Genomic DNA, 24,601 nt, shown 5'->3' on the forward strand with positions numbered 1-24,601 from the left:
GGCGTGGCGAATTGGAAACACCCCGTCGGATGTGCTTCTCACCCGGGTTCCGAAGCCCGCACCGGGACCGGCCGGAACCCGTCCGGAGACGCTCCGCAGCCGGCCCGGCGTTCGATTCGAACCATCGGTCCTCGAGCTCGTCGATCCTCCGCGCTCGGATCACCCGAGGTCCCCGTCCCGCGATCAGCGGTGCTCGAAGGGATGTCCTCGAATGAATATGCAGTCGTAGTAACAGCACGTGTGGAAACTGTGGAACTACATCGATGTCATCGAGTATCCATCGGGCGCAGCGCCTCCGGGCACCGGTGGACATCGTGTGGACGCCGTGGTGACGCGAGGGGGAGGAATGTGAATCACATCGATGTGAGTACACAGCTCTCCACCGACGCCGTGTCATCCGTGCACGTCCCCGTACCCAGGCCGAGGGCCTTCGCCCACAGGGTTATCCACAGCTGTGCACAATGCGGTTCATAGTCGATGCTGCTGTTTGATGCGGTTTGTGAGTTCGGTGACCTGGGTGTAGAGCGCCCTGCGCTCGGCCATCTGTGTTCGAATCTTCTTGTTCGCGTGCATCACCGTGGTGTGATCGCGGCCGCCGAACTCCTGGCCGATCTTCGGCAGCGAGAGGTCGGTGAGCTCGCGGCACAGATACATCGCGATCTGGCGTGCGGTGGTCAGGGTGCGGGACCGGGACGAGCCGCACAGGTCGTCGAGCGTGAGCCCGAAGTACGCCGCGGTCTGGCCCATGATGTCCGTCGCGGTGATCTCCGGGGTGTCCTCGTGGGTGATGAAGTCCTTGAGCACGGTCTCGGCGAGGCCGACCTCGATCGCCTGGTCATTGAGGTTGGCGAAGGCGGACACGCGGATGAGCGCGCCCTCGAGCTCGCGGATGTTCGAGGAGATGCGCGAGGCGATGTACTCGAGGACGTCGTCGGGCACCGGGAGGCCCTCGCCGGCGGCTTTGTTCCGCAGGATCGCGAACCGGGTCTCGAGGTCGGGCGGCTGCACGTCGGTGAGCAGGCCCCACTCGAAGCGGGACCGGAGGCGCTCCTCGAAGCCCTTGAGCATCTTGGGCGGCTGGTCGGAGGTGATGACGACCTGCTTGTGCTCGTTGTGGAGCGCATTGAAGGTGTGGAAGAACTCCTCGACGGTCGCATCCTTGCCCTGGAGGAACTGGATGTCGTCGATCATGAGGATGTCGACCTCGCGGTAGCGGCGCTGGAACGCCGGCCGCAGCGAGTTCGAGGTCGTCGAGGAGCCGATCGTGTTGATGAAGTCGTTGACGAACTCCTCGCTCGAGACGTAGCGGACCCGGATGTTCGGGTAGAGCTGCGCGGCGTAGTGGCCGATCGCGTGGAGGAGGTGGGTCTTGCCGAGCCCGGAGTCGCCGTAGATGAAGAGCGGGTTGTAGGCCTTGGCCGGGGATTCGGCGACGGCGAACGCCGCGGCGTGGGCGAACCGGTTCGAGGCGCCGATGACGAAGGTGTCGAAGGTGTACTTCGAGTTGAGCTGGGACACCCCGCTCGGGTCGTCGGCGGTCGTCGGTGCGGCCCCGGCCGGAGCCGAGGCGGCTGCCGGACGACCCGGTGCGCTCGGGGTGGGAGAGCTCCCGGCGGTGTCGACGGCAGGCTGGTCGCCGCTGCCGGGGTGCGTGAGGTCGGCGGGGCCCGCGGGGGCGGCCGAGGTGCCGGCCGGATCGGGAGGACTCGCGGAGGCGGCGGGACCGGTCCCCGGGGAGGGCGCCTCGGCCGCGGAGGCGGTGCCCGGTGCGCCGGCGGCGGCACCGGGGGAGCCGGACCCGGGGTGTGCGGTGCCCCGGGTCTCCGGCGGCAGCGGCGCCGGGACGTCGAGCGCCGGGTCGACCGCGATGGCGAAGGTGACGTCGTGACCGAGCGCGGTGGAGAATTCGCGGGCGAGCGGCTCGCGCAGATGGGTCTCGAGGGTCGTGCGGGTGAGATCGTTGCGGACGGAGAGGACGACGAGCTGACCCTCGACGAGCGCCTTGGGCACCGCGAGGGAGAGGAATCCCTTCTGATGCGCGGTGATCGTCGGATCATTGAGCAGATTCGACAGGACGACCTGCCAGATCTCATGCAGATCGTCGGATGTGCTCGGGTTGCTCACTGCTGCTCCTGTCCTGCCTCCCCGGAACTGTGGATAAGGGGCGACTCGCTTCCACATAGTTTTCCACACATTGTGGAGGAGGACCGGGTGAGGCCCCGGATTCATCCACATCGGTGGAGAAAGGTGTGGAAAGTACACGGATGTCATTTGTGGACCGGCCTGTTCACGGCCGAGTGGTGAACTCCGAGAGGATCGGCGGTGAACGGGAACCGGCACCCGGTCGACGGAGCGGCCGGCCGGTGATGTGCGCCTGAACGATGGAGGGGCGCAGGAGCCCGTCTGCGGTCATGGGTCGGGTGCCGCGGCATTACACGATTCCGTCCGCGAGCGCCCGGTTTGACCGTCTTTCGGCGTGGCGTCTATGCTGGAGTGTCCTGTGTTGCGGGCCCATCGACGAGGTGTGAGTGACTTCCCCACGGCCAACAGCATCAGGAGTGCACGGCCGTGAGTGGTCCACCTCGTGTGAGATGCGAAAGCAGAACCGTGCTGCCCGGCACCAGCAACGACAGATAATCGGAGAACCGAAGTGAGCAAGCGTACTTTCCAGCCCAACAACCGCAAGCGCGCCAAGACCCACGGCTTCCGGCTGCGCATGCGCACCCGCGCCGGACGCGCCATCCTGGCTTCGCGTCGCCGTAAGGGACGCAACGCGCTGTCCGCCTGATCGTGCTCCCCGGTAGGAACCGGATTCATCAGGGCGACGATTTCCGCCGCGTCTTCCGCACCGGCCGCAGAGCCGGGACGAAGCATCTGGTGATCCATTTCCTGTCGACACTCGATGAATCCCACGCTCCGCGCGTGGGATTCGTCGTCTCCCGGGCCGTCGGCAACGCGGTCGTCCGCAATCGGGTCAAGCGCCGGCTCCGGGCGATCCTCCACACCCGGCTCCCGGAGCTCGGCATCGGGGACATGATCGTGGTGCGCGCACTGCCGGCAGCCGCTGACGCCGACTCCGCCGAGCTGTCACGCGCGGTCGACCGGGCATTCGAACGGCTTGCAGGATGAGGCACGGGGAGGACACCCCGTCCTCGCTGCCGTCGGCACCGGCCGGCGGCCGGGCGCGGTTCGTCCACCTCTTGCGCATCGCCCCGCGGATGCCGTTCGTGTGGTTCATGCGCCTGTACCGGAGGATCATCTCGCCCTTGTACGGTGACGTGTGCCGCTACTACCCCAGCTGTTCGAAGTACGCGCTCGACGCCTTCGAGTCGACGGGTGCCGTGCGCGGTGCGCTGCTGACGACGTGGCGGGTGCTGCGGTGCAACCCGTTCTCCGGCGGTGGGGTGGACTACGCACCCGGGTCCCTCATGGAGGCCCGGAGCCGGGAGATCAACGCCGACCGCAACAGTGGCACAATGTATCGAGACCTCATCACGGACGACCGCGCCGATCCGCGGCCAAGGAGAGACTGAATGTCATGGATTGACAATCTGCTTCTGCCCCTGCAGTGGGTGGTCGCGTGGATCCTCGCAATTTTCCACCAGGTGTTCACCAGCCTGGGCCTCGACGCCGGCAGCGGCTGGACCTGGGTGCTGTCGATCGCCGGCCTCACGGTGGTGATCCGGGCCATCCTCATCCCCTTGTTCGTGTACCAGATCAAGGCGCAGCGCAAGATGCAGCTGATCCAGCCGGACATCCAGCGGCTCCAGGCCAAGTACAAGGGCAAGAAGGACCAGTTCTCCCGGCAGGCCATGGCCGAGGAGCAGATGGCGCTGTTCAAGAAGCACGGCACCAACCCGTGGGCCTCATGCCTGCCGCTGCTCGTGCAGCTGCCGATCTTCTTCTCGCTGTTCCGCGTCATCAACAACATGCATCTCATCGCGGTCGGCGACCTCCCGCCGATCGGCGGTGTGACGCAGGCGCTGGCGCAGTCGGCGGACGTCGCGACGATCTTCGGGATCCCGCTCCAGGCGACCTTCCTCACCGACGGGATCGGCGCCAAGGCGCTGACCGCCGTCCTCATCGTCATCATGGGTGTCACGCAGTTCATCACCCAGAAGCAGATGATGACGAAGAACATGTCCGAAGCCGCGATGAACAACCCGTTCATGCAGCAGCAGAAGATGCTCCTCTACATCATGCCCGTGGTGTTCGCCGTCGGCGGTGTCTACTTCCCGCTCGGCGTGCTCGTCTACTGGCTCGTGTCGAACACGTGGACCATGGTCCAGCAGTTCGTCGTCATCCGGAACATGCCGGCGCCCGGCTCGAAGGCCGAGAAGGAGCTCATGGAGCGCCGCGCCAAGAAGGGCAAGTCCCCGCTCCCCGGCTCCAAGCCGATCGAGATGACCCCCGAGCCCGAGGCGCCCGCCGCCGGACAGCGTCAGCAACCGGTGGGCAAGGCCCGGCAGAAGAAAAAGAAGAAGAAGAGATAAGAGGTTGGGAGAGCGATGACTGAGAACACCGAGACCGCGCCGGTCGAGGACCCCAAGCCCACTCGTGCGGAGATGCTCGAGGAGGAGGGCGATATCGCAGCCGATTACCTCGAGGAGCTGCTCGACATCGCCGATGTCGACGGCGACATCGACATCGATGTGGCCGATGGGCGGGCCGAGGTCGCGATCGTCTGCGAGGACGAGGACTCGAACCTCTCGACCCTCGTCGGACGCGATGGCGCCGTGCTCACCGCTCTCCAGGAGCTCACCCGGCTCGCCGTGCAGACGAGCACCGGTCAGCGCTCGTGGCTCATGCTCGACATCAACGGCTACCGCGACCGTCGCAAAGATGACCTGCGGGCGCTCGCCGATCGCGCGATCGGCAAGGTCACCGAGACCGGCGAGCCCTACACCTGCCGGCCGATGAACTCCTTCGAGCGCAAGGTCGTCCACGACCAGGTCGCCAAGGCAGGCCTGCGCTCCGAGTCCGAGGGCGAGGGCGACCGCCGGCACGTGGTCATCCACGCGCAGTGAACCCCGTGGAGGCCGGCACGGACGACGCACGCAGCGACAGCACCGCCCGGAGCACAGGCGGACAGGGCACCGAGGCCGCGGCGTCGGGGACCCGGGGCCAGCCGGAACGCTCTGCTGCGGGCGCGGGGTCACCGGATGACGCATCGGTGGAGTCCGAGCCCGCGCTCGCCGCTGAACTGTTCGGGGAGCGGATCGATGCCGCCCGCTGCTATGCGCACCACCTGGCGACGACCGGTGTCGAATGGGGGCTCATCGGCCCCCGAGAGCTGCCGCGACTGTGGACGCGCCACATCCTCAACTGCGCCGTGGTCGCGGAGCTCATCGCGCCCGACGACGTCGTCGGCGACGTGGGCTCCGGAGCGGGGCTGCCGGGCATTCCCCTGGCACTCGCCCGGCCGGACGCCCGGTACGTGCTCATCGAGCCGATGGAACGTCGGGTGGAGTGGCTGCGCATGGTCCTCGACGACCTCGAGCTTCCGCACGTCCGTGTGGTCCGGGGACGCGTCGAGGAGCTCGTCGACGACGAGGTGTTCACCGTCGTGACCGCGCGGGCAGTGAAATCTTTGGCCGTGCTCGTCGAATGGTGCGCTCCGGTGCTCGGCCCCGGCGGTCGACTCCTCGCGCTCAAGGGTGCGTCCGTCGATGCGGAGATCGAGAAGGCGCGGAAGCAGATCCGACGGGCGAAGCTCGAACCACCCGTGGTGCACGAGCTCGGTTCGCCTCCCCTGGAGATCCCTACCCGCGTGGCGGAGCTGCGGCGGCGCTGAGCGGGCGTGCGGAAGAGCTTGCAGCAGCAGTAATAGAACGTAATTCGAACGCAAAACGACGCTGATCCGCGGCACCGCGTGAATGTTTCACGTGAAACACTGCACCGACGTCGGTAGACTTCACGTGGCACACACTTCCCAGGGACGGAGCATGCACAATGCCGATCATGGACGAGTCGACTCCCCTCGGGGCGCAGATCGCACGCGACAACCGCCGAGCCCAGCGGCTTGCGACGACGACCTTCCCCAAGCCCGATGCAACGCGCATCTTCACGGTTGCCAATCAGAAGGGTGGGGTCGGGAAGACGACGACGACGGTGAATATCGCTGCCGCGCTCGCCTCGCAGGGACTCCGCGTTCTCGTGATCGACATCGACCCGCAGGGCAATGCGAGCACGGCACTGGGGATCGAGCACTCGACAGAGGTCAACAGCATCTACGACGTGCTCATCGACGATCTCCCGATGGAGGAGGCAGTCGCTCAGTGCCCCGATATCGAGAACCTCCACTGCGTGCCGGCGACCATCGACCTTGCGGGGGCTGAGATCGAGCTGGTCTCCCTGGTCGCTCGCGAGCAGCGTCTGGCGAGATCCCTGGCTCGGTACCTCGAACTGCGGGCCGAGGCCGAGGACCGGGTCGACTACGTCATCATCGACTGTCCGCCGAGCCTGGGCCTGCTCACGGTCAATGCATTCGTCGCGGCACGAGAGGTGCTCATCCCCATCCAGTGCGAGTACTACGCGCTTGAAGGTCTGAGTCAGCTGCTGAAGAACATCCAGCTCATCCAGAAGCACCTCAACCCCGAGCTGCAGGTGAGCACCATCCTGCTCACGATGTTCGATGGCCGCACCAACCTGAGCTCGCAGGTCGCCGAGGATGTGCGAGCTCATTTCCCCCGTCAGGTCCTCGACGTGGCGATCCCACGATCTGTGAGGATCTCCGAGGCGCCGAGCTATCGACAGACCGTGATCACCTATGAACCGAACTCTTCCGGCGCGCTCTCCTATCGCGAAGCCGCCGAAGAGATCTCACAGCGAGGAGTGAAGAGCCATGGCTGAACGCCGACGTGGACTGGGACGTGGACTGGGGGCGCTCATCCCGGACGTCGTGAGCGACGAGCGGCCCGTGGACGTGTTCTTCCCCGCGCAGGAGAAAGGCTCGGATGTTTCACGTGAAACATCCGAAGCCCGATCGAGCAAGGATCCGGCAGTCTCCATGCGTCGCGCACGAGCTGAGAAGAAGTCCCCCGCCAGCTCGCGCTCGAAGGCGACCACGCGCCGAACAGCGAAGACTGAGTCGGCGTCGGTGAGCGACACGGCGGTCGCTGACGAATCCGCGAACAGTTCGACCACGAACGGCTCCAGGGCGACGAGCATGACCGCGAAGAACGCCACTGCGGGCACGTCTGTGCCACCAGGGCCCACCGGGCGGAAGAAGTCGCAGGGATCGACAGAATCTGCTGGTGCCGACACCCAGCGGTCACCGGAGCAGAACCCCGCACACACTGGCCCCGGCGCGCAGACCCCGACCGCGGATCAGGATCAGCACGCTGATTCCGCGCAAGCCGGCACGCAGGCAGAGACGGCCGGTGTTTCACGTGAAACATCGCTCGAATCGGTTCCCGGCACTGCTTTCGGACTGTTGCCTGTCGATGCGATTGCAGCGAATCCTCGGCAGCCGCGGTCGGTCTTCGATGAGGATGCGCTCGATGAGCTCGTCCATTCGATACGCGAAGTCGGGGTGCTTCAGCCGATCGTCGTTCGTGTGATCGACCCTGAGGAGCCCAGATTCGAGCTCATCATGGGTGAGCGACGGCTCCGGGCCTCGCGGGAGGCCGGGCTCGAGAGCATTCCAGCAATCATCCGGCAGGTCGATGACGTCGATCTCCTCCGTGACGCACTGCTCGAGAACCTCCATCGCGCTGATCTCAATCCCCTCGAAGAGGCAGCCGCCTATCAGCAGCTGCTCGATGACTTCGCCTGCACACAGCAGGAGCTGTCCGAGCGCATAGGGCGGTCTCGTCCGCAGATCACCAACACCCTGAGGCTTCTCAAACTACCTCCACTGGTCCAGCGCAGAGTTGCCGCCGGCGTGATCTCTCAAGGTCACGCTCGCGCGATCCTCGGACTCATCGACCCTGCAGCGATGGAGGTGCTGGCTCAACGCGTGGTGGCCGAGGGGCTGTCGGTGCGTGCAACGGAGGAAGCTGTCGTCCTCCTCAATCGTGGTGATCGTGTGAATGTTTCACGTGAAACACGGGCCGCAAATCCCGAGCTCTCGAGCATCGCGCGAGACCTCGGAGACCGGCTGGATACCCGAGTCAACATCACCATGGGGAAGCGCAAAGGCAAGATCAGCGTCGAGTTCGCAAACGAGGATGATCTTAAGCGGATTCTCCAGACTCTCGGGATCACCCAGGCCGATTCCGGTGACACTGTGAGTTGACGCTGCCGCTCCGGAGGATTCGACGAGGGCGGGCTGCCACGATGGCAGCCCGCCCTCTGCTGTTCTGGGTCGAGAGCTATCCGGCGTGGAGATCAGCGATACATCGCGGGATTGGTAGTTGTCGGATGAGCAGGGGTTGACCGAATGAGTCCGGCTCGGGTCATGCACGAGCGGTTGCTCGACCGATGACAGCACCGCAGAGCTTGTGGTTGAGAACGCGCAGACATGCCACTTCGCTCGGCAGGGGATGTTTCACGTGAAACAATCCTCAGAAAGCTCAGAAAGCTCAGATGGCTCAGACAGCTCAGACAGCTCAGACGGCTTCAGATGGCCCCGGACGGTTCGGACACATCGGCGGTCGAGGCACCGCAACACAATCCATGAGCTAAAGGCGGAGGTCGAGGGCGGCCCGTGAATGCTGCGCAACCGGAAGTGGGCCGCTCGGGGCAGTGCGGCCGACCGATGCCGCGGAAAGGCCGTGGCGCGGGCGATCGTCAGAGCTGAGAGCTGACGGCGGCGAGGTCGAGCGTGCCGGTGGGCGGGTCGGTCTCTTCGCGCAGGTAGAGGCGCTGCAGGGAGACGGCCACGGATTCGGCGATGAGATCGCGGAGGCGCTGATCCTCGAGGGCGGCCCGGTCCTCGTCGTTGCTGATGTAGCCCGGCATGACGTGGACCTTGGGCGTGCGCACCCTGCGCAGCGACTCCCATGTGCGTGGGTGGCTGCGGCAGTCGAGAAGACCGGTGCGAGCACACAGCTCCTTCTGCATGAGCTCGGCCAGGCGTCGTCCCACCGGGGAGGCGACGGACGGATCGTCACCGCGTCCGAAGTAGTACGTCGCAGCTCCCTGTGCCTTCGGGGACGATGAGCTGTCGAGATTGATCGTGACGATTGCCGAGGCGCCGAGCTCGTCACCGAGGGTGGCGCGCTCAGCACTGTCCTCGACGTAGACGGTCGCGGCGCCGAGCGCTGACAGTCGTCCCTCGAGCCGGCGGGCGATGTCCGCAGCGTACTCCTCGGCACATGATTGAGTACCGGGCGGAAACGTGGTCGTGACGAAGTCGGTCCGTGTGGTCGCCGCCTCGATGACGACGACGCGCCCGGCGAGCGAGGGTCCTGAGGCGGTCACGCGGGCGCGCTCCTGGAGCGCGAAGACATCGCCCTCTCCCTGGTCCCTCTTGACTGCACGGAGGCCGCTGAGCGTGGTCGGCCCGGCGATGCCGTCCGATCGGAGCCCCAGTCCGGTCTGAGCTTCCCGGACAGCCGCATCGGTGGCCTCGGCGAAGATGTAATCGATGCGATCAGTGTAGATGCCGAGGCGGCTGAGGATCTTCTGGAGCTCGGCCACGTCGTCTCCGCGCAGCGGGCGGACGGGATCGAAGCGAAGCACCCGGTCGCCGAGCCGGAAGCGGGCGAGCTCGATCTGACCGAAGGTCTCCGGGCCGAGCAGCCCGTCGCACAGGAGGCCCCGCTCCTGCTGGAAGCGGCGGATCACGGAATCGAACTGGTGATCGAATTCCGGAGAATCGGAGTCCCCCACCGGGTACCCCAGGCGCGACAGCTGCGACTTGGTCGCCAGCAGGATGTCGCTGCGGTCTCCCCGCGACAGGGAGGGGAAAACAGAGGTGGGTGTCATCGTTCTCGCAATGGTCGACTAGGGGTGGGAACGGGCAAGGCGCCTGTTGAGTTTACAACAGGCGCCTTGCGGTCGGCTGAGTACGGATCAGCTGGTGAACTCTGCGAGCTCCTGGAGCAGCGCGGGCTTGGGCCGGGCGCCGATGATCGTCTTCGCGACCTCGCCGTCCTGGAACACGTAGAGCGCCGGGATCGAGGTGATCCCGTACTTCGCGGCGGTCTCCATGTTCTCGTCGGTGTTGACCTTGACGACGGTGAGCTTCTCCGCCTGCTCCTCGCCGATCTCGTCGACGATCGGGGACACCATGCGGCAGGGCCCGCACCAGGGTGCCCAGAAATCGACGAGCACAGGCTTGTCGGACTGGAGGACCTCTGCGTCGAAGGTGGCGTCGGTGACTTCCTTGGTCATTTCAGGACTCCTTGTCGTTGAGTGATGCGAGGTAGTGTTCGGCGTCGGTGGCGGCCACGCAGCCGGAGCCGGCGGCGGTGATCGCCTGACGATAGATGGGATCGATGACGTCGCCGGCGGCGAAGATCCCGGGAACCGTGGTCCGCGAGCTCCGGCCGTCCACGGCGAGATAGCCGTCGGGGCGGATCTCGAGGGCATCCTTGAACAGCTCCGTGCGCGGATCGGAGCCGATGGCGACGAACAGACCGGTGACGGGCAGCTCGCTCGTCTCTCCGGTGGCGGTGCTGCGTACGGTGAGCCCGGTGAGCGCGTCCTCACCGTGGATCTCGGCCACCTCGGAGTCGAGGAGGAACTCGAGCTTCGGGTCGGCCTTGGCACGGTCCTGCATGGCCTGCGAGGCGCGCAGCTCCTGGCGGCGGTGGATGAGGGTGACCTTGGAGGCGAATCGGGTGAGGAAGGTCGCCTCCTCGATCGCCGAGTCCCCGCCGCCGACGACAGCGATCTCCTGATCCTTGAAGAAGAACCCATCACAGGTGGCGCACCAGCTCACGCCGTGGCCGGAGAGCGCCTTCTCATTGGGGAGCCCGAGCTCCCGGTAGGCCGAGCCGGTGGCGAGGATGACCGCGCGCGCCGTGTACTCCGTCCCGAGGGCCGTGGTGATGCCGTGGGCGCCGGGATTCATCCGCAGCTCGGTCACGTCGTCGTACACGACCTCGGCACCGAAGCGTTCGGCCTGCGCCCGCATGCTCTCCATGAGGTCGGGCCCCTGCACGCCTTCGGGGAAGCCCGGGAAGTTCTCGACGTCCGTCGTGTTCATGAGCTCGCCGCCGGCAGTCACCGATCCCGCGATGACGACAGGCTGCAGATTCGCCCGTGCGGCGTAGATCGCGGCGGTGTACCCGGCAGGGCCGGAGCCGATGATGACGACGTGGCGTTCGGTCATGGATTCTCCTCGGTGACCGGGGCTCAGCGGGCCGGTCGTGACGGCGCCTGCTCGTGATGAGCAGGCGAGGGGTGGATCAGTTCGATGTACGCACAACAGGACGGTGCACGGGGTTATTCCGCGCGCGCTGCCGCGGGCCCGGACAGGTGGCCCGGGACCGCGGTGTCACGACAGCTCGATCTCGCTGATCCGCGCGCGGTAGCCCTCGGAGACCGAGGGCAGCTCGGTGATCCAGACGAACACGTGGGTGCCCGTGGCCGGTTCGTCGAGTTCGATGGTCCCGGTGTCGTCGGGCAGTTCGCCGGTGGCGACGGTCTCCGCGTCCTCCGGGTCGGCCGAGTCGCCCACGCGGATCTCCACGGCGCCACCGGGGGTGCCGGAGATGATCGCGACGGAGGAGATGGTCGCTTCATCCTCGAGCTCGAGGCCGAGCCCGAGGCCCGATTTGAGGTTGCCGAACTCTGCGGAGTTGTACCGGTCGGTCTCCCAGACTCCGGACACTCCGGGGAGGACGTTCTCCGCATCGGCGTCGTTCTCGCTGCCGTCCCCCTCCGGGTCGAGAGCTTCGGCGGCCGCGATCACCGGGGGCGGACCGGCCTCCTCGGTGGGCGAGGGCTCTGCGGAGGACGGCTCCGCGGGCGGAGCGGTGGTCTCACCGGCCGTCGGATCGTCGCCCGGGCGGACGAAGAGACCGATGATGAGGCCGATCGCCACGAGCACGGCGAGGACCCCGATGATGAGCGGCAGCGGCTTGAGCGAGCTGCTGCGCGATCCGCGATCCGCGGGACCGGCACCGGACGATCCGCTTCCGGCGGCGGCACCGGCGACAGCACTCGTGTGAGCGCGCTTGGAATGCGTAGGGCTGGAACCCGTCTGAAGTGCGGAAACGTTTGTAGTCGCGTCCGAGCGGACGGCGTTCTCGGCAGGGTTCGAACCCTGTTCCGGAGTCTCGGCAGCATCATCGCCGTTCGTTTCGGAACCGCTGCGAAGAGCAGCCGCAGCCCCGCCGCGGGATGCTGCGGCGGCCCCGTTACCGGCCCTGACTCCGGCCCCGGCCCCGGCCCCGGGCCTGGGCCCCGCGGCGTCATCGATCGGGGAATCGTCGAGGTCGTGGGCGACTCCGCCGCGCGAGGTCCGCCGGTTCGGGTCCGAGAGGCGCAGCCGCTCCTCGGCCTCCTGCTGGAGACGGCGCTCGCGCTCGAACTCGGCGCGCTGGCGGGCGAGCTCCTCCTCGCGGGTGGTGAACATCCCGCCGAGGAACCACGAGCCGTCGTCCTCGTCCTCACCGGAGCCCTCGGGATCGGGGGCCCGGTCGAGCTCGATGACCTGGGTGTCCTCGCTGTCGTTCCACATCGCGTCACGATCGAGGATCGGGGCGGTGAGGTTGGGGTCCTGTTCGCGGGAGGCGTACTCGGAGTAGCTCGAGAAGGTGTCCTCGGGCTGCCATTCGCGGGTGTCGTCGGCGACCTCGTCCATGCTCGCCGCGGCCACGGGGAAGGTCGACGCCCGACGCATCTGCATCTGGTCGTCGAACGGGGAGGTCTCGCTGCCGGAGCGGCCTGCGGCCAGCCCGGTGGTGCCCGGTCGCACCATGCCGATGCGCTTGAGCGCGGCCTGGAGCTGCTGCGGCGTGGCGCGGCGGGTGGGTGCGGACTCCTCTGCGGCGGGTGCGGGTGTCGCAACGGGGGTGCGGCTCGGCCGCGATCCGCTGCGGCCACCGGCGGAAGTCCCTGCGGGAGTGTTGCGCTCGGGGAGCGACGGGGTGCTTCCGGCGGTGGTGCCCGCCGCGGCGGCGGCGGCCGCGGCAGCGCCGGTTCCGGCCGGACCTGCCGTGTCGGGGAGGCGTCCCGCCGGGGACTCGGCGCCCGGGGCCTGTCCGGGCGCCCGCTTCGCAGCGTCGGCGGTGCTGCCGGGCGCAGAATCACGCGGGGTGCCGCTGAAGTCGGTAGTGCCGCCGGGGAACAGCGGCTCACCGGGCTCGGCCGTTCCGCCCCGGGCGAGCCGGTGGAGGGCGCGGGTGTCCCATTCGCCCAGGTAGCGCACGATCTCGCTCGGACTGCGCGGGCCGGCCTCGGTCTTGGAGACGACTCCGGAGACGAACTCCTCGAGGTCGCGCGGGATGCCGGGGGTGACCGACTCGGCGCGGACGATGAGGGCGTTCTTCTTGGGCGCGGGCTCGAGTCCGCTGCGCGCCTCGGGCCCGGGCCAGTGCGCGGTGAGCGCGGCATAGAGGATGTTGACGAGCGCGAGCGCGTCCTCGCGCAGCGCCTCCCGGCTCGACAGCGCGTCGAGGCCGAGCTCGTAGGGGCCGTCGGCCACGGCGGCGTCGATCGCCACCCCCTGGACCTCGACCTCTCCGGTGGGGGTCAGGGCGATGGACTCCGGGCCCAGGCACAGGTGGTGGAGGCCGCGCTTCGAGGCGTGGACGAGGGCGGTCGCGGCCTCGCCGACGAGTGCGCGGGCCGCCTCGGGGTCGAGCGGCCCGTGGCCGAGGAGGGCGGGCAGGCCGACGGCCTCGGTGCGGTCGACGACGACGAAGTCGATGCCGTCGGCGCGTCCGACGTCGTGGATGTCGGGGATCCGGGGATCGGTGAGGAGCGAGGCGCGGCGGGCGGCGTCGAGGAGGTCGCCGGAGCGGGAGGCGTCGGCGGCGAACAGCTGCGCGGGCTCATCGAGGATGGCGTCGATGACGAGGCACACGGTTCCCGCTTCGGGGAACTCGGCCAACCAGGGTCGGCGGACTTCGGAGACGACGTACCGGTCGGCGATGACCGTGCCGCGTTCGATGTTGATCAGGGGGACCACCTCCGCAGAGTCATGCTTCGCCTCAGAGTCGAATACTACCGTTCGGCACCGCGCCCTCGTCTCAGCCCGCGCCGCGATTCACCTTGGCGCGCACCGTGGCGGCGACCGCGTGGAGCTCCGACACCCGCAGCAGCCAACACACGCCGAGGTACACCCCGAGCATGACGATGCCGATCCAGCCGACGGTGACGAGCGCACCGGCGCGCCCGGCCCAGGCGCCCTCGCCCGCCCACGCGAGCAGACCCATCCCCGCCGCGCAGGCGAGCGCACCGGCGACGGCGAACTTGAGGTGGGCGACGAGGATCGCGGTCGACTCGAGATGCCCGAGGCGGCGGCGCAGCAGGGCGGCGCTCGTGATGCAGGCGAACAGGTAGCCGACGCTCATCGAGAGTCCGATCCCGGCGACGACGAACTGCTGTGGCAGGAGCGCACCGGAGGCGATCACGCCGCCGGCGGTGAGCGCGACCTGCGGCACCTGCACCCAGAACGGGGTGCGGGCGTCCTCGTAGGCGTAGAACACCCGCTGGAGCAGATAGTTCGCGCTGAACGGGACGAGGCCGATGACCATGGTGACGAGGACGAGGCCGATCGAGCGGGCCTGGGCCTGGGATCCGCCGCCGATGAGCATCGCGGCGGGGCCGGCGAGCGCGATGAAGGCGACGGTGGCGAACATGTTGACGAGCCCGACCACCCGCAGGCCGAGGGTGAGCGAGCCGCGCACCGAGCGCGTGTCGTCCTCCGCGGCGTACGAGCTCATCGAGGTGAAGAGCGCGGTGGCGAGCGACACCGCGACGAGCGAGTGCGGGAGCATGAACATGAGGTACGAGACCGAGTACGCGGCGTTCGATGCCGAGGCCTCCCCGCCGGTCGAGGACGCCGAGGCGGCGACCCGGCTCGTGACGATGAAGCCGAGCTGCCCGATGAGCACCGCGGCGAAGGTCCAGCCGGCGACGGTGCCGGCGGTGCGCAGGCCGAAGCCGCGGAAGCCGAAGGTCGGCCGGTAGGAGAACCCGATGCGCTTGAGCGGCCACAGCAGGACGAGCGCCTGGAGGACGACGCCGAGCGTGGCGGAGCCGGCGAGGAGGACGAGCTTGGGGGTGTCCCAGGTGCCGACGGCGTGCTGACCGGCCTCGCCGGGGCCGAACACGACGATGAAGACGATGAGGCCGGCGATCGACACGAGGTTGTTGACCACCGGCGCCCACATGTACGGACCGAAGGACGAGTGCGCGTTGAGCACCTGCCCGAGCATCGTGTAGAGGCCGTAGAAGAAGATCTGCGGCAGGCACCAGTAGGCGAAGGCGACGGCGAGCGCGGTCTGCTCCGGGCTCCAGGCGGACGAGGAGTAGAGGCGGACGAGGAGCGGAGCGCACAGGGTGGCGATGACCGTGACGCCGAGGAGGAGCACGAGGGTGAGCGTGAGGAGCCGGTTGGTGAAGTCCCGGCCGCCGTCGGAGCGGCGGGTCGCGCGGACGATCTGCGGGACGAGGACGGCGTTGAGGACTCCGCCGGCGAGCAGCATGTAGAGGTTGTTCGGGACCTTGTTGGCGACGTCGAAGGCGTCGGCCGCGCCGCCGATCGTCACGCCGATCGCGGTCGCCAGGAGCATGGTCTTGACGAAGCCGAGGATGCGCGAGGCGAGCGTGCCGGCAGTCATCACCGCCGAGGACTTCGCCAGTGAGGAGATCCCGGTGCGTGCCACCCGTTCTCCTATCCTCGGTCGTTCTGCTGCGCCCGGGCCATGGCGGCCTCGAGCTGGCTCTTGGGAATCTTACGCCGACCGCGGGACACGGACTTCGCGAGGCCGACGACGAACACGATGAGGAGGCCCGCGGCGATGACGGCGGTGCCGATGTTCTCCCAGTCGGCGCGCACCCGCACCATGAGCTCCCCGGTGTGCGGGACGACATAGCCGTTGTCCGCGACGATCTCCACCCGGGTGATGAGGTCGGCGTTCGCGAGCCCCTCGACGGGCACGTCAACGCGCGTGCTCTCGTGCGGCGAGAGCTCCACCGTCTCGCTCACCGCGGTGCGCAGCTGGGGGGTGGGCGCGGTGACGCGCACGGTGACCGTCGCGGGTCGACCCGAGGTGTTCTCCACCCGGATCGGGATCGTCGTGCGCTCGCCGGTGACGAGGAGCACCGGGGACCCCTCCTCGGGTCGGATGCTGCTGGTGAGCGCGGCGACCTCGGTGTCGAGCGCCTCGGTGCACTCGGCGCGGTTGGGGGCGTCCGCCCAGGCGGCCTGTGCGCAGCCGAGCATCATCCGGTCGAGGTCGCGGCGCGCGGAGTCCGCATCGCTGAACACCGCTGCGTAATCGCCCACCGCGGAGTGGGCGGAGCGCAGCCCGGTGATGGCCTCGGCGGTCAGACCGGTGCGACGGGTCGAGGCCACGACCGGGGCGCGGGACACCGGCTGCCCCTCGAGGAGTGCGTCGACGGAGCGGAAGGCCAGCCACGGGGCGGAGCGGGTGGCCTCGGCGATGTCCCGCCAGGAGCTGTCCGCGGCCGTGCGCGGCAGGGTGACGAACAGGTGGCGGGAGTCGTAGGGGCGCTCGGCAGTGATCGCGGAGCTCTCCGCGACGTACTCACTCACCGCTGCGGCGGGCGCCCCGGCTGCGCCAGCGGTGGCGACGGCGTCGTAGAGCCCGGTGTCGACGACGAGCGAGTCGAGGATCCGCGGGGAGACCGCCGAGGTGTCCCGCGCGCCGCCCTCCATGGCGCCGGAGCCGTCGCCCGGGTCGTCGGCCGCCGCGCGGGATCCCGAGTCGTCCGCGCCCGTTCCGTCCTCAGGGCCCGCGGCGACGGTCACCGTCGAGTGCGCGTCCGAGGTGTACCCGGTGAGGGCCGGCTGCTGGAGGTCGGAGACGACGACGGTGTTCGTGTCCGGGGTGACGAGGTCGGGCAGGTGTTCCTGTGTCACGGTGCCCGACACCGGCCACACGACATCGGTGCGGGCCTGTGGGAACATCTCGGTGACGATCGCCGCGTCCTCCTGCGCCCGTTCGGCGAGTCCGTCGAGGTCACCCTCGGTGAGCGAGGCGAGGTCGGCGTCGGCCCAGGGCAGCGCGATGAGCGTGCGGCCTTCGGCGAGATCGGCGAAGCGGGTGAACCAGTCCCGCAGGAGTGGGGTGGGGTCGGTGCCGTCGGCCGGCTCGGTGACGAGCTCGGACGGTTCGCTCGGCGCGGCCGTCCCGGTGGGCAGGGGTGCGGACGGTTCCGGTTCGGCGGGTTCGGACGCGCGCAGCGCGGAGTCGATCGAGGCGAGCAGGCGCGGGTCGATCGCGAGCGCGATCGCCGGGTCGACCTCGGCTGCGGCGAGGAGCGCGGTGAGCGGGCCCTCCGGCCCGGCGGCCTGTTCGAGCGTCTCCTGCGGGAGGAGACCGGTGGAGGAGAAGCCCGGCAGCGTCACCGGCATGACGAGGGTGATCGAGGTGGGGTCCGGGTCAGGGTCCGGATACCAGGTGGTGAACCCGGTCGCGGAGCCGGCGACGGCACCGGAATCGGTCCGGCCGGACAGGGCGACCTCGACCCCGCGCGCCCCCCAGGCGGAGATCGGGGAGGAGGTGGGCAGCTCGAGGCGGTCGGCCGGCACCTCGAAGGTGAACTCGGCGACCTGTCCCGGTGCCAGCGAGTCCGGCAGGTCGGGCACCTGGGGCGCGCCGTCCGCGTCGTCGGGCGGGGTGTCGGTGCTCGCGGCGAGGATCCGGTGGCGGCCGCCGCGCTCGCTCCACCGGTTGATCTGGAGGCGGGAGTCGAGGCGATCGGTGGACATCCGCAGCTCGAGCGCCGGGGTGCGCAGATCGGTGTCGCTGCGGTTGATCACCGTGCCGGACACCCGCAGGGCGCCGTCCGGGTCGAGCCAGGGCGTGATCTCGTCGACCACGACGAGCTCGGTGCCCGGTTCCTGGGCGGATTCCGGGGTGCTGGGCGCCTCGGCTGCGGGATCGGGGGCCCCCACCGGGGGCTGGGGCACGGGGCCGGCCGCGGCGGGGATGAGCTGGAACGGCAGCCCGCTGAGGAGCAGCACGAGGAGTGCGAGGAGAACGAGGGTGGCGCCGCGCCGGGGGGAGGCGAGCGTCACGGCGCGTACCGGGGCAGGACGGTGCGGGCCGCGGCGACGATACGGCGCTCGTTGGCGAAGGTCAGGCGCGAGCCGAGCTCGTCGAACGGCACCCAGGCGGCGTCGATCGCCTCCTGGTCCGGGTCGTTCTCGACGGTGAGCTCCCCACCGGTGGCGCTGAGCAGGAAGTGGTGGACGACCTTGTGGACGCGGTAGCCGGCGACGGAGAACCAGTAGTCGACGCTGCCGAGTGGGGCGACGACGCTGCCCTCGACGCCGGTCTCCTCGGCGACCTCGCGGCGGGCCGCCTGCGCGGCGGTCTCCTCGCCCTCGAGGTGACCCTTGGGCAGGCACCATTCGAGGCGCCCGGCCCGGTTGATCCGTGCGATCACCGCGACCGGCCGGTCCGCACGGGAGAAATCGACCACGATGCCGCCCGCGGAGGTCTCCTCCACGGTGTTGGAGCGCACCGGAAACGGTCCGGGCTTCGGCAACGGCCTGGGCATGACTTCACTCTATCGTCCGCACCTGGAGGTTTCGTGGCCGTCGCGCCCGCACCGGGACCTGCGCCGGTACCCTGGTGAGGGTCCCCGACCCGACGGTCCGGGACGACGCGATCCCAAGGAGGTCCCAGGTGTTCCTGGCCCAGGCCCATGCCCGGCTGGCCGATGCCCTCGACGGGCTCGACCCCATCCTCGGCCCCCTGGGGCAGCGGTTCGCCGACGCCGGGTTCGAGCTCGCACTCGTCGGCGGCTCGGTGCGCGATGCGCTGCTCGGCCGGGGGATGCCCGACCTCGACTTCACCACCGACGCCCGGCCCGACGACATCCTCCGGCTCATCACCGGCTGGGCGGATGCGCACTGGGACATCGGCCGGAGGTTCGGCACGATCGGGATGATCCGCTCCGGTTACCAGATCGAGATCACCACCTACCGCGCCGAGGCGTACGACCCGGAGTCCCGCAAGCCCACCGTGGCGTTCGGCGACTCCCTCGACGACGACCTGCTGCGCCGCGACTTCACGATCGGTGCGATGGCCGTGCGGCTGCCCGCCCGCGTGTTCGTCGACCCCTTCGGCGGGCTCGCGGACCTCGAGGCCGGCCGGATCCGCACCCCGGGGAGCGCGGAGATGAGCTTCGGCGACGACCCGCTGCGGATGATGCGCGCCGCCCGCTTCACCTCCCAGCTCGACTTCGCCGCCGCCGGCGAGGTCGTCGAGGCGATGACCGGGATGGCCGAGCGGATCGACATCGTGTCCGCCGAGCGCGTGCGCGACGAGCTCGTCAAGCTCGTGTGCGGGGCGGCACCCCGCCGCGGCATCGAGCTGCTCGTCGACACCGGGCTCGCCGAGCGCATCCTGCCCGAGGTCGCCGGCCTGCGCCTCGAGCGCGACGAGCACCACCGCCACAAGGACGTCTACCAGCACAGCCTCACCGTGCTCGACCAGGCGATCGAGCTCGAATCCCGGTACGCCGCCCGGCAGGAGAAGGCGGGGATCGCCGAAGGAGACCCGCAGCGCCTCCCGGTGCCGGACTTCGTCGTCCGCTTCGCCGCGCTCATGCACGACATCGGCAAGCCCTCGACGCGCCGTTTCGAGCCGGGCGGTGCGGTGACCTTCTACCACCACGACGTCGTCGGGGCGAAGATGACGGCGAAGCGGATGAAGGCCCTCCACTTCGACAAGGACACGACGAAGAAGGTCGCCCGGCTCGTCGAGCTCCACCTGCGGTTCTACGGCTACGGGGACGCCGGCTGGTCGGACTCCGCGGTGCGCCGCTACGTCACCGACGCCGGGGACCTGCTGCCCCGGCTCCACATCCTCACCCGGTCCGACGTCACCACCCGCAACCGCCGCAAGGCCGAGCGGCTGGCGCATGCCTACGACGACCTCGAGGAGCGGATCACGGCGCTCGCCGAGCAGGAGAAGCTCGACGCGATCCGCCCCGACCTCGACGGGAAGCAGATCATGGCGCTGCTCGACATCCCGCCCGGGCGCGAGGTCGGCGAGGCCTACCGCTTCCTCCTCGAGGAGCGGATGGAGCACGGCCCGCTCGGTGAGGAGCGCGCTGCGGCGGTGCTGCGCGAATGGTGGGACGCACGACAGGGATGACCGGAGTGCGGGAAGTGCCGTGAGACGCCCGGTTCCGCGCCTCCGGTGCCTGGTACCTTGAAGCCAGAGGTGACGGAATACATCGAAGGAGACCGTATGAGCACCGCGACGGACACGTTCCGGCAGGCCCGCGACAGCCTGCTCGAGATGCGCACCGACCTCGAACAGGCGCGCGCCGCCTTCACCTGGCCCCGCTTCGAGCACTTCAACTTCGGCCTCGACTGGTTCGACGAGGTCGCCCGCGACAACGACTCCCCGGCGCTGTGGATCGTCGAGCAGGACGGCACCGAGGGGATCTGGAGCTACCGCACCCTCTCAGCGCGCTCGAACCAGGTGGCGAACATGCTCCGCGCCGCCGGCGTCACCCGCGGCTCGCACGTCATGGTCATGCTCGGCAACCAGGTGGAGCTGTGGGAGACCATGCTCGCCGGGATCAAGCTCGGCGCTGTGCTCCTGCCGACCACCACCCAGCTCCAGGCCGCCGACCTCACCGACCGGGCCGAGCGCGGTGAGGCCGCGTTCGTCGTCGCCACCGCCGCCGATGCCGCGAAGTTCGACGCCGTCGACCTGCCGCTGACCCGGATCTTCGTGGGCGGCGAGCCGACCCGCGAGGGGGACATCGCCTACGCCACGGCGGACGAGTTCCCCGCGGAGTTCGAGCCCGATGGGCCGACCCCGGCGGACGACCTGCTGCTCCTCTACTTCACCTCGGGCACCACCTCGAAGGCGAAGATGGTCGCCCACACCCATGTGTCCTATCCCGTCGGACACCTGTCGACGATGTACTGGATGGGCATGGAGCCCGGCGACATCCACCTCAACGTCGCCTCCCCGGGCTGGGCCAAGCACGCGTGGTCGAACATCTTCACCCCGTGGATCGCCGAGGCCTGCGTGTTCCTCTACAACTACTCCCGCTTCGACGCCCCGGCGCTCATGGCCACGATGGAGCGGGTGGGCGTGACGAGCTTCTGCGCCCCGCCCACCGTGTGGCGCATGCTCATCCAGGCCGACCTCGGCCTGCTGTCCACCCCGCCGCAGAAGGCGCTCGGCGCCGGCGAGCCGCTCAACCCGGAGGTCATCGACCGGGTCAAGGACAGCTGGGGAGTGCTCATCCGCGACGGCTTCGGCCAGACGGAGACCACCCTGCAGATCGGCAACCCGCCCGGCCAGCCGATCAAGTACGGCTCGATGGGCCGGCCGCTGCCCGGCTACGACGTGGTGCTGCGCGACCCGGCGACCGGGGAGATCGGCGACGAGGGCGAGATCTGCCTGCGCCTCGACCCGCGCCCGGTGGGACTGACCGCCGGCTACTGGCACGACGAGGAGCGCACCGCCGAGGCGTTCGAGGACGGCGTCTACCACACCGGCGACGTCGCCTCCCGGGACGCGGACGGCTTCATCACCTACGTAGGCCGTGCCGACGACGTGTTCAAGGCCAGCGACTACCGGCTCTCCCCGTTCGAGCTCGAGAGCGTGCTCATCGAGCACGAGGCCGTGGCGGAGGCCGCGGTCGTGCCCTCGCCCGACCCGGTCCGGCTCGCGGTGCCCAAGGCGTACGTGGTGCTCGGCTACGGCTGGGATCCCAGCCCGGAGCTCGCGCGCGACATCCTCGGGTTCTGCCGCGAGAACCTCGCCCCGTACAAGCGGATCCGGCGGATCGAGTTCACCGAGCTGCCGAAGACGATCTCCGGCAAGATCCGCCGGGTCGAGCTGCGGAGCCGGGAGCGCGATCTCCACCCCGACGAGGGGGCGACGACGGTCGAGCACACCGAGTACTCCGACGCCGACTTCCCCGAGCTGCGCGGCTGAGTCCGGACCGGTGACGCCCGGCCCGGGGCGCCTCGGGCGGGGCCGGCCCGGCGGTTCGGAGACGGGTCGCGGGCGTTCGGGTCCGGGGCTCGAGTGCGCACGCTCACACCTCACGCTCATCGACTTCCAAAGTTAGCGTGTTTGAATTGCCCGGTTCGCGCGACGAGGGAGAATCTTTGGCCAAGCACCAGAAGACCGCCGCGGCCGGTTCGGCCGCCGCAAGTTCCACCGGGAGGTCCGGGGTGAACAAGGGTCTGCTCAACTACCCCCGCTCGGGGGTGACCGGGTGGACCCGCTGGCTGCCGTCCCTGCGCCTCATCGGCGTCGGGGTGCTGGCGCTGTTCGTCCTCGTCATCGGCCTGTTCAGCATCGGCTACGCGGTGACCGACGTGCCCGAGCCCAACGTCGAGGCCGAGGGTCAGACCTCGACCGTCTACTGGGACGACGGCGAGACCGCGCTCGGCACCTTCAAGATCGAGGACCGCCGCAGCGTCCCGATCGACGCGATCTCCCCGGCGATGCAGCAGGCGGCGATCGCGGCGGAGGACCAGTCGTTCTACGAGAACCGCGGCATCTCCATCAAGGGCCTGTCCCGCGCGGTGTGGGGCGTCGTCACCGACAACTACGCCGGCGGCGGCTCGACGATCACCCAGCAGTACGTCAAGAACTTCTACCTCACGAACGAGCGCAGCATGGACCGCAAGGTCCGCGAGATGTTCATCGCGATCAAGGTCGACCAGGAGCTGACGAAGGACGAGATCCTCGCGAACTACCTCAACACGATCTTCCTCGGCCGGCAGAGCTACGGCATCGAGGTCGCCGCGCAGAACTACTACGGCAAGCCCGCTTCCGAGCTCGACGTCCCGGAGAGCGCGCTGCTCGCCGCGATGATCCAGCGCCCCGGTGCCGCGGACCCCGCGGAGAGCCCGGAGGAGTACGAGGACCGCTTCCGCTACGTGCTGGAGAACATGGCCGAGCTCGGCTATATCACCGAGGACGAGGCCGCGAGCACCGAGATGCCGGAGCTGTCCGAGGCGAAGAAGGACAACCAGTTCCGCGGCCAGAACGGCTACCTGCTCGACAATGTCCGCAAGGAGCTCGTCAACGCCGGGATCACCCCGGAGATGCTCGACCGCGGCGGCCTGCAGATCCACACCACCTACAACCAGGAGGACGTCGAGGCCGCGATCGATGCCGTCGAGGACCTGCCCGAGCTCAAGAAGGGCATGCACGTCGGACTCATGTCGATCGACCCGAAGACCGGCGGCATCAAGGCGATGTACGGCGGCGAGGACTACCTCGAGCGGCAGCAGAACCAGGCGACGGAGGACATCACCCAGGCGGGCTCGACCTTCAAGCCCTTCACCCTGGTCGCCGGATTCGAGAACGGGTTCCGACTCACCGACCACTTCGCCGGCAACAGCGGCACGACGATGATGTACGACGGCACCCCGTGGCGGCCGAACAACTACGGCGGCGCGAACTACGGCTCGGTGAGCCTGCTCCGGGCCACCGAGAGCTCGATCAACACCGCCTACGCGCAGCTGAACATCGAGGTCGGGCCGGAGAAGACCAAGGACGTCGCGATCCGCGCCGGGCTCGGTGAGGACACGAGCGGCCTCGAGGCCAACGCGGCGAATGTGCTCGGCACCGCGAGCCCGACGGTGGGCCGGATGACCACGGCGTACGCGACCTTCGCCGCCAACGGCATCCACCGGGCCCCGCATTCCGTGGCGAAGGTCGAGAACCCCGACGGCGAGGTCGTCCACGAGGCCGACACCGAGGGCGAGCGGGTGTTCGACGAGAACGTCATGGCCGAGACGAGCTACGCGCTGTCCCGCGTCGTGACCTCGGGCTCGGGCTCCTACGCCCAGAACCTCGGCCGCCCGGCCGCCGGCAAGACCGGCACCTCGCAGGACAACTACTCCGCGTGGTTCGCCGGATACACCCCGAACCTCGCGACCTCGGTGGCGATCTACCGCGAGGACGAGGCCGGCAACCCGATGGAGATCGGCGCCTACGGCGGCCGCGGCTCGATCACCGGCGGCTCGTTCCCCGTCCAGGCGTGGACCCAGTACATGGATGACGCGCTCGAGGGCGAGGACATCGAGAAGTTCCCCAAGCGCGGTGAGCTGCCCGACGTCGAGAAGCCGAAGAACGACTCCGGTGTGCCGAACCAGGCTCCGCCCGCCCGCCCGAACCCGAACCCGAACCCGAATCCGGACCGGCCGCGCGGCAATGACGACGACGACCAGCCGCGCCAGGAGCGTCCGCGCGACGAGGAGGACGAGGCCCCGATCGAGGAGCAGCCGGAGGAGCCGCGCGAGGAGGAGCCCGCACCGGAGCCCCCGCCCGAGGAGCCGGCACCCGAGCCGCCTCCCGCACCGGAGCCGCCGGCACCGGAGCCCCCGGCGCCGGAACCGCCCCCAGCCCCGGAGCCCCCGCCCGGCGGTGGCTCCGGTGGCGGAGGCGACCAAGACGGCGGCAACAGCATCGGCGGCGGCTGACACCTCGGCGCACTCGACCGTACGGAATCGCAGGGCCCGGAGAGATCTCTCCGGGCCCTGCGGTGCCCCTGCGGTCCGGCGGCA

19 protein-coding genes are annotated in these 24,601 nt (G+C 69.1%); 11 read left to right on the top strand and 8 right to left on the bottom strand.

The genetic code is table 11. The features are described 5' to 3' along the window. Window positions 1-468: 468 nt before the first annotated feature. Window positions 469-2,124, bottom strand: coding sequence for a chromosomal replication initiator protein DnaA (gene dnaA / locus ABD883_RS00615; protein ID WP_247424373.1), 1,656 nt, complete (start codon window positions 2,122-2,124; stop codon window positions 469-471). 526 nt (window positions 2,125-2,650) lie between these two features. Here dnaA and rpmH point away from each other — a divergent pair. From rpmH to ABD883_RS00655, 8 genes are all read left to right on the top strand, one after another. Then, window positions 2,651-2,788 carry a 50S ribosomal protein L34 gene (gene rpmH, locus ABD883_RS00620; RefSeq protein WP_137318513.1) on the top strand — a complete coding sequence of 46 codons (138 nt, stop codon included), beginning with the start codon at window positions 2,651-2,653 and terminating at the stop codon, window positions 2,786-2,788. A 2-nt stretch (window positions 2,789-2,790) separates the two neighbouring features. After that, complete coding sequence (gene rnpA / locus ABD883_RS00625) at window positions 2,791-3,129, top strand: ribonuclease P protein component (protein ID WP_137318514.1); 339 nt, start codon at window positions 2,791-2,793, stop codon at window positions 3,127-3,129. Beyond that, window positions 3,126-3,533, top strand: a complete 408-nt coding sequence (yidD, locus tag ABD883_RS00630) for a membrane protein insertion efficiency factor YidD (protein ID WP_137318515.1) — start codon at window positions 3,126-3,128, stop codon at window positions 3,531-3,533. The genes rnpA and yidD overlap by 4 nt, the downstream gene beginning before the upstream one ends. Then, window positions 3,534-4,493, top strand: coding sequence for a membrane protein insertase YidC (gene yidC, locus ABD883_RS00635; protein ID WP_137318516.1), 960 nt, complete (start codon window positions 3,534-3,536; stop codon window positions 4,491-4,493). It abuts the gene before it with no gap. Window positions 4,494-4,508: 15 nt separating this feature from the next. Further along, on the top strand, window positions 4,509-5,027 hold the full coding sequence (locus tag ABD883_RS00640) for a Jag family protein (protein WP_345029063.1): 519 nt from the start codon (window positions 4,509-4,511) through the stop codon (window positions 5,025-5,027). A 146-nt stretch (window positions 5,028-5,173) separates the two neighbouring features. Continuing rightward, a complete protein-coding gene (gene rsmG / locus ABD883_RS00645) occupies window positions 5,174-5,794 on the top strand; it encodes a 16S rRNA (guanine(527)-N(7))-methyltransferase RsmG (protein ID WP_345029065.1) in 621 nt (206 codons plus the stop codon). 158 nt (window positions 5,795-5,952) lie between these two features. Beyond that, the gene (locus ABD883_RS00650) at window positions 5,953-6,852 is read left to right on the top strand and encodes a ParA family protein (RefSeq protein WP_247424367.1); all 900 of its coding nucleotides are present in this window, start codon (window positions 5,953-5,955) and stop codon (window positions 6,850-6,852) included. Continuing rightward, on the top strand, window positions 6,845-8,239 hold the full coding sequence (locus ABD883_RS00655) for a ParB/RepB/Spo0J family partition protein (RefSeq protein WP_345029067.1): 1,395 nt from the start codon (window positions 6,845-6,847) through the stop codon (window positions 8,237-8,239). Before ABD883_RS00650 ends, ABD883_RS00655 begins: the two co-directional genes overlap by 8 nt. A gap of 494 nt (window positions 8,240-8,733) precedes the next feature. Here the strand turns inward: ABD883_RS00655 and ABD883_RS00660 are convergent, their stop codons facing one another. The 7 genes from ABD883_RS00660 to ABD883_RS00690 all read right to left on the bottom strand — a co-directional run bounded on the left by ABD883_RS00660 (window position 8,734) and on the right by ABD883_RS00690 (window position 18,597). Continuing rightward, window positions 8,734-9,873: an N-acetylmuramoyl-L-alanine amidase gene (locus ABD883_RS00660; RefSeq protein WP_247424358.1), complete on the bottom strand. Its 1,140-nt coding sequence runs from the start codon at window positions 9,871-9,873 to the stop codon at window positions 8,734-8,736. Between the two features lie 87 nt (window positions 9,874-9,960). Beyond that, window positions 9,961-10,281 (bottom strand): thioredoxin, encoded by a 321-nt coding sequence (trxA, locus tag ABD883_RS00665; protein ID WP_137318522.1) that lies wholly within the window; start codon window positions 10,279-10,281, stop codon window positions 9,961-9,963. A 1-nt stretch (window position 10,282) separates the two neighbouring features. Further along, window positions 10,283-11,224 carry a thioredoxin-disulfide reductase gene (trxB, locus tag ABD883_RS00670; protein ID WP_247424355.1) on the bottom strand — a complete coding sequence of 314 codons (942 nt, stop codon included), beginning with the start codon at window positions 11,222-11,224 and terminating at the stop codon, window positions 10,283-10,285. Between the two features lie 165 nt (window positions 11,225-11,389). Further along, complete coding sequence (locus ABD883_RS00675) at window positions 11,390-14,029, bottom strand: hypothetical protein (RefSeq protein WP_137318524.1); 2,640 nt, start codon at window positions 14,027-14,029, stop codon at window positions 11,390-11,392. A 61-nt stretch (window positions 14,030-14,090) separates the two neighbouring features. Continuing rightward, window positions 14,091-15,731 (bottom strand): murein biosynthesis integral membrane protein MurJ, encoded by a 1,641-nt coding sequence (murJ, locus tag ABD883_RS00680; protein ID WP_137318525.1) that lies wholly within the window; start codon window positions 15,729-15,731, stop codon window positions 14,091-14,093. 8 nt (window positions 15,732-15,739) lie between these two features. After that, window positions 15,740-18,112, bottom strand: coding sequence for a DUF6049 family protein (locus ABD883_RS00685; protein WP_345029074.1), 2,373 nt, complete (start codon window positions 18,110-18,112; stop codon window positions 15,740-15,742). Then, on the bottom strand, window positions 18,109-18,597 hold the full coding sequence (locus ABD883_RS00690; protein WP_137318527.1) for an NUDIX hydrolase: 489 nt from the start codon (window positions 18,595-18,597) through the stop codon (window positions 18,109-18,111). The genes ABD883_RS00685 and ABD883_RS00690 overlap by 4 nt, the downstream gene beginning before the upstream one ends. 134 nt (window positions 18,598-18,731) lie before the next feature. Here ABD883_RS00690 and ABD883_RS00695 point away from each other — a divergent pair, with 134 nt between their 5' ends. The 3 genes from ABD883_RS00695 (at window position 18,732) to ABD883_RS00705 (ending at window position 24,517) form a co-directional block, all read left to right on the top strand. Next, on the top strand, window positions 18,732-20,201 hold the full coding sequence (locus ABD883_RS00695; RefSeq protein WP_295690802.1) for a CCA tRNA nucleotidyltransferase: 1,470 nt from the start codon (window positions 18,732-18,734) through the stop codon (window positions 20,199-20,201). 96 nt (window positions 20,202-20,297) lie between these two features. Further along, complete coding sequence (locus ABD883_RS00700; RefSeq protein WP_345029076.1) at window positions 20,298-22,010, top strand: AMP-binding protein; 1,713 nt, start codon at window positions 20,298-20,300, stop codon at window positions 22,008-22,010. A gap of 137 nt (window positions 22,011-22,147) precedes the next feature. Next, on the top strand, window positions 22,148-24,517 hold the full coding sequence (locus tag ABD883_RS00705; RefSeq protein ID WP_345029078.1) for a transglycosylase domain-containing protein: 2,370 nt from the start codon (window positions 22,148-22,150) through the stop codon (window positions 24,515-24,517). Window positions 24,518-24,601 lie beyond the last annotated feature (84 nt).

Origin of the sequence: Brevibacterium pityocampae (assembly GCF_039541555.1) — a bacterium.
Lineage (GTDB): Bacteria > Actinomycetota > Actinomycetes > Actinomycetales > Brevibacteriaceae > Brevibacterium > Brevibacterium pityocampae.